Annotated in this window: 8 protein-coding genes and 1 pseudogene; 5 read left to right on the top strand and 4 right to left on the bottom strand. The window is 41.2% G+C overall.

Features of this window, described 5'->3' with window-relative positions:
• Window positions 1–226 precede the first annotated feature (226 nt).
• From FNW02_RS37260 to FNW02_RS37250, 3 genes are all read right to left on the bottom strand, one after another.
• Complete coding sequence (locus tag FNW02_RS37260) at window positions 227–604, bottom strand: DUF6876 family protein (RefSeq protein WP_191762485.1); 378 nt, start codon at window positions 602–604, stop codon at window positions 227–229.
• Window positions 605–670: 66 nt separating this feature from the next.
• Window positions 671–913: a hypothetical protein gene (locus tag FNW02_RS37255; protein WP_191762484.1), complete on the bottom strand. Its 243-nt coding sequence runs from the start codon at window positions 911–913 to the stop codon at window positions 671–673.
• 13 nt (window positions 914–926) lie between these two features.
• Entirely contained in the window at window positions 927–1,241 is a 315-nt protein-coding gene (locus FNW02_RS37250) for a hypothetical protein (RefSeq protein WP_191762483.1), read from the bottom strand.
• 100 nt (window positions 1,242–1,341) lie between these two features.
• On the opposite strand from FNW02_RS37250, the gene FNW02_RS37245 reads away from it, so the two are divergent.
• The 5 genes and pseudogenes from FNW02_RS37245 to FNW02_RS37225 all read left to right on the top strand — a co-directional run.
• Window positions 1,342–1,692: a transposase gene (locus FNW02_RS37245; protein WP_191762482.1), complete on the top strand. Its 351-nt coding sequence runs from the start codon at window positions 1,342–1,344 to the stop codon at window positions 1,690–1,692.
• On the top strand, window positions 1,658–2,164 hold the full coding sequence (locus FNW02_RS37240) for a transposase (RefSeq protein WP_191762481.1): 507 nt from the start codon (window positions 1,658–1,660) through the stop codon (window positions 2,162–2,164). The genes FNW02_RS37245 and FNW02_RS37240 overlap by 35 nt, the downstream gene beginning before the upstream one ends.
• A gap of 75 nt (window positions 2,165–2,239) precedes the next feature.
• Window positions 2,240–2,578 (top strand): DNA cytosine methyltransferase, encoded by a 339-nt coding sequence (locus tag FNW02_RS37235; protein ID WP_348535522.1) that lies wholly within the window; start codon window positions 2,240–2,242, stop codon window positions 2,576–2,578.
• An 866-nt stretch (window positions 2,579–3,444) separates the two neighbouring features.
• Complete coding sequence (locus tag FNW02_RS37230) at window positions 3,445–3,855, top strand: hypothetical protein (protein WP_191762480.1); 411 nt, start codon at window positions 3,445–3,447, stop codon at window positions 3,853–3,855.
• 247 nt (window positions 3,856–4,102) lie between these two features.
• Window positions 4,103–4,354, top strand: a pseudogene (locus FNW02_RS37225) (FAD-dependent oxidoreductase); the annotation flags it as partial.
• Window positions 4,355–4,445: 91 nt separating this feature from the next.
• Here the strand turns inward: FNW02_RS37225 and FNW02_RS37220 are convergent.
• On the bottom strand, window positions 4,446–5,087 hold the full coding sequence (locus tag FNW02_RS37220) for a response regulator transcription factor (RefSeq protein WP_191762479.1): 642 nt from the start codon (window positions 5,085–5,087) through the stop codon (window positions 4,446–4,448).
• Between the last annotated feature and the right edge of the window lie 67 nt (window positions 5,088–5,154).

Below are 5,154 nucleotides of genomic sequence, written 5' to 3'. Positions count from 1 at the left end.
AGCTAATCTCTATTGTTGAAAGGTTAGGGATTTGTTTTATTTATAGTTGTAGCAACTTGTAGGATTATCTATGTCATTTTCAAATCTTTTTTAGTTTTTATTAGTAAATAAGATGCGTTCGCCCTGACTGTCCTCCTTGAAATAACTCATCGCTCTCAAGCGTAGCGATGTAATGGATCGCAATTAGATTTGAATCTGTGCGATCACCTTTGTTTTTATTTCATTCTCAATATTCACTCGGTAGCATCAACACCTTCTGTGTCAGATATAGCGTGATTTCTGTCAACGGAAAATCAGTGTATGGAATTTTCTGGCGTAGTACCTCAATATCTGTGTCTTCTTCACATATCAGCACCCCTGACTCATTCTCCACCACTAAACGCCACACCTGAAATTCTTGCAGCCTAGGATTAGACTGAAGCCGATGCTGATAAGAGCCAATCGCATCCAGCAACCAGTAGCACTGGGTTGCTTGGGCTAAATATTTCACTTTCTCTGTGTAGCGGAGCATACCTAAAGAGCGCCTGTAAACGACTTCTGAACCTGTGTATCGTTCTAAGTCTGCAATCAATTCCTCGGCGGTTTTTGCAGCAGTATTTGTCATGGTTGCAATTCCTGTCTGTAACTTTCACTGTCACATTAGTGTAGCATAAGTAGTTTCTGTAGTTGATTACTCGCACTTCAAGAAATCATCGACCATCTCTTGCGCTTCCTCGTCCGTCATTTCGTCCTTAACCGAAGGAGCGATAAAACCATATCTCGTAGCTAGAGCATCTAAATCAATATCCGAGTCAAGAATGCGTCCCAGTTCAGAGACAACAAATTTTCCTATTTTTTGGTTATAGCTGAGTTTCATAATTTCATCTGTTTGGTTGAATAAAAACAGCGCTCTTGTCGAAACAAAAGCGCTCACTGATGACTAACGATTACGCTGTTACTAACTCCCGACTTTCCGACTCTGGCTCATACTCCACCAACCTCCGCCATTTTTCAACCGTTAGCGTCTCGAATGGTCGGTCTAACAAGTCCTCACAAGATACAGGTTGAAGCATCGACAACGACCACACCGCATCCATCGCAGAGTCACATGGGACTTTTTGTTGATGTTCTGACGAAGCCCGAATAACCCTCCATCTGCCGTCGGTGCAGCTTGCTTGACCAAGGTTCACTTCGTGGTGGTAGATACCATCGTCCAATACTTCAAAACCGTATTTTTCACACTCCTGGGCAATCTGAGCCATGATTTCGTTGCCCGTTGTAGCGACTCTTTCTTCTTGAACCTATCCCACTAATCCCCAAATATGATAACCTATTTCTGAATTGAGAAGGGTGTATCAAGCGATGGCAGGACGTTTCGAGGGGTTAAGCGATCTGGAATGGAAATTGTTTGAAGATATATTTCCTCCAGAACCAGAAAAATGTGGTAAAGGAATGCCTCATACACCTTACCGCTATCTGCTAAACAGTCTTTTATACATCTTGATTACTGGATGTCGATGGTGTGACATCCCAAAGGGAGATATATGGGCTTCAAAAAGCGCTTCGCACAGATGGTTAAAGCAATGGCGGGAGGATGGAACGTTTGAATATATACAGGCGCGTGTTCTTGCGATCGCTGATGAGAAAGGTTTGATAAATTGGGACTTTGGGGCTGTTGATGGCTCTTTTTCCTCCTGGAAAGGGAGGAAGTGAAGACGTTGCTTATGGCGGTAAGGGAAATGGAGTGTTAATTCATACACTTACAGAGGGAAATGGAATGCCTTTAGCTAACTGTACAACTCCAGCCAACGCAAATGAAACAGAGCAGGTATTACCACTGCTAGATCAAGTCAAACTTAAAACTTTAAAGCCTGGTAGACCGCGTAAGAGAGTGAAGGTGTTAGCGACTGATAAAGGTTACGATTCAAAGGATAAACGCGCTGCTTTATGCAAACGAGGAATTAGACCTCAAATCCCCAAACGAGTTTGGAAAACGAAGAAAAATAGAGGTAGACCAATCAAAATTTCTGTTCCCGGGTTTCAGCAGGAACGTTGTTTTGCCTGGTATCAACGTAAATATCGTCGTTTAGTCGTCCGATGGGAACGTCAAACAGTATATTTTGATTCCTTGATTGACCTTGCAACTATTCATATATGGATTCAAAGGATTTTATTAGTGGGATAAGTTCAATGAGAGCTTTGAGCTTCTTTAATGGGGCAATGGGGTTGGATTTAGGTTTAGAGCAGGAAGGTATACATATTGTTCTTGCATCAGAATATAGATAAGGATGTTCGACTGACAATTAAAACTAATAAACCAGATTGTCCACTTATTGGAGACATACGTAATTATAGTGCAGAGCAAATTTTAGAAATATCTGGTTTATCTAGTTTCGAGGATGTAGATTTAATTGTAGGTGGCCCACCTTGCCAAGCTTTTAGTACTGCTGGTAAACGCTCTAGCTTTAATGATGAGCGGGGAAACGTTTTTTTTACATTTATAAACTTAATTACTAAAATTCGTCCCAAGTATGCAGTTATAGAAAACGTTCGAGGGCTTCTTTCTGCTCCTCTTATTCACAGGCCTCACAATCACTAATATGCATAATGGTTAGCCTAGGTAGCTTTTATACAAAGCTACAAATGTACAGAGAGGAATTCCAGACTGAATATAGCAGTATCAGTATAATTACAATAATATTTCGCTTAAGCAAATCTAAAGTTTTTAGTTAAAAACTCGTTTTATCCTTATTCAGCCTTGCTTTCAGGATTCAATAGCAATTATTTATTTTTATAAAAAGTACTTTTACAGTTTTACTCTGTGAACATTTTAAGTTGTCATTTAACCGCACATTAAAACAACCCTTACACTAAAATTGGATATCTGCAATACTCGAAAGCTCATATAAAAACTCATATAAAAGCTTATGTTAAACTGAATTTTATAAATGCCACTAGAAATTTTTACTGAGAACTTTAAAGTTGGCATTATGTACTTTTAGTAATTCTGTAAATTGTTGAACAGCTACACTTGACGAATACCTTAAAATAAAATCTCTGATGGAAACGAAGCACCACAAAACCTTCATAAAAGATTATTCCACTGCGCCTGCCCACAGTGCTTGTAAATGGTCAAGTGAAGCGATGCCTTCGGCAACGGCAACGTCTTCTCTTCAAGACGCTGTGAGAACGATGAGCGCAATTCGTTCAAAAACGCGACCTCTGCGTATGGAAAAACTGAAGCTGGCAGGAATGCTGGGGGAAAACCTGATTTTGGGTTTCTTGCGGAGTGTTGGGATGATCCGGCTTTGCAGATTGTGATTAAGAAGTTGCTGGCGAAGTTTCCGCAGTGGAGTATGGTATGTGTGGATGGGGCGCTGATGAAGTGGGAAGAGTAAAGATAAAACTGTGAGAAAATTAACCTAGTAATTCATGTCAAATTTTGAATTGATCAAAGTCAATTTTATGAAAAAGAACCATGTTTTCCTGACCTTAGCCTTATTGATTGGTACTGCTGCACCACAAAAAGCTCTAGCAGATGAGGTTTGGACAACGGAAGAATATAAAGTGGTTTATCAAGAAGATCGCAATAAAACTGCCGTGTGGCGCTATGGTCGTGATGGAGTAATCTTCATTGATGGTTTAGCAGGAGTGTTTAATGACCGAGGTTCATACAATGGTTATTGGGTACAAAAGTCTTCATCGGTACGTTGCGATACCTATAGAGAAGGGGTAGATGGTAAACCTACTTATCATTGGGGCAGATTTCAAGTTACTTTCATTGATCCAAAATTCCCCTCCCGTTGGAAAGCTAATATTAGCCTTTGCGATCGCGATCCTATGATGACTTTAAATGGTACACCTGTTACACAGTAATCACCAAGCTAAAACATCTACAACTATGTAGTTGCTCTCTGAGTAACTCTAAGCACTTACGGCAGATAAGACAGCCAAATAAATTTGTCTATTCGCTTATATCCCCTGTATGAATCCGGGGGTTTTACTACAGCAAGCTGTTAGCCTCTTGTACCCTATGCCCTATTTTCAGAATTATTTTGCTGGTCTGAGCTTACCTATATAGAATGATAACTATTATCATAAAAGCTAGATTGTCTCGTAAGCAATGCAATTTACAACCACTGTTCCTGAAACAATTAACCTGGCTATTGTTCGCGCGGAACTTCATGCTCTGACCTTGACTACCCATCTGCTGCAAAAACGGTAGTCTATCAGGGGTAAACTATCGGTATTTGACCCCAGTGGCAGGTGGATGAGTCGCTAGAAAGAGCAATTTGCGGCTTTGGAAATTCCGCATTTGCGTTCTCCCGCAGTTCATTATCCAGACCCAAACCCCTTCACTTTACGAAAATTTGCTTTTCATTTTTGTGCAACTACAGCATTTAACCACACGTGTATATTTATTTGATACTGCCAGTTAGCTGACATAGACCATTAGTTAGTAATGCTCAGTTAATCTCAAAGATCGAATTAGCAATGATCGCTAATTGGGAGCGGTTCCGGCAATCGAGGCGATTTAGCAAATGCGTTACATGAGTCTTCACAGTACCTTCAGCAACTACTAACTGTTCAGCGATTTCTCGATTTGTGGCTCCTTTGCCAATAAACTGCAAAACCTGCTGCTCTCGCTTCGTCAGCGTCTCAAATTCTGGCGAAGCGTTAGGTTTAGCGATACCCAAAGGATTCTTCATCAGTTTTTCTAACAACCCCGGAGCCAACTGAGCATAACCCTGGCACGCCAGCCGAATTGCTTGCACTAACTCGTCTGCGGGCATATCTTTCAAGAGGTAGCCTTTCGCACCTGCCCGGATCGACTCGACAATATACTGGTCATCGTCAAACGTGCTGAGTACCAGCACTTTCACATTAGGAAATCGTTCGCAGATTATTCGTGTTGCAGCTCTCCCATCCATTAATGGCATTCGCACATCCATTAGCACCAAATTAGGCTGGAGGGCTGCGACTTGCTCTATCGCCATCTCGCCATTGCTGGCAATCCCCACTACCTGCAAATCTGGTTGTAACTCCAGCATTGTTTTCAGCCCTTGGCAAATCAGGCTTTGATCATCCACAATTAACAGACTAATCATAAATCAACTAGCTAGACGACACTTCTGGCACGGTAGTTGTTAGAGGTATTTCCACCTGAATTCGACA

This window comes from Komarekiella delphini-convector SJRDD-AB1, assembly GCF_014831675.1.
Taxonomy (GTDB): Bacteria; Cyanobacteriota; Cyanobacteriia; order Cyanobacteriales; family Nostocaceae; genus Komarekiella.
This window is presented reverse-complemented; position numbering and strand designations above follow the sequence as displayed.

Coding starts and splice junctions, on each gene's coding strand:
- FNW02_RS37260 (WP_191762485.1), bottom strand. CDS start 604: ATGACAAATACTGCTGCAAAAACCGCCGAGGAATTGATTGCAGACTTA.
- FNW02_RS37250 (WP_191762483.1), bottom strand. CDS start 1,241: ATGGCTCAGATTGCCCAGGAGTGTGAAAAATACGGTTTTGAAGTATTG.
- FNW02_RS37245 (WP_191762482.1), top strand. CDS start 1,342: ATGGCAGGACGTTTCGAGGGGTTAAGCGATCTGGAATGGAAATTGTTT.
- FNW02_RS37240 (WP_191762481.1), top strand. CDS start 1,658: ATGGCTCTTTTTCCTCCTGGAAAGGGAGGAAGTGAAGACGTTGCTTAT.
- FNW02_RS37230 (WP_191762480.1), top strand. CDS start 3,445: ATGAAAAAGAACCATGTTTTCCTGACCTTAGCCTTATTGATTGGTACT.
- FNW02_RS37220 (WP_191762479.1), bottom strand. CDS start 5,087: ATGATTAGTCTGTTAATTGTGGATGATCAAAGCCTGATTTGCCAAGGG.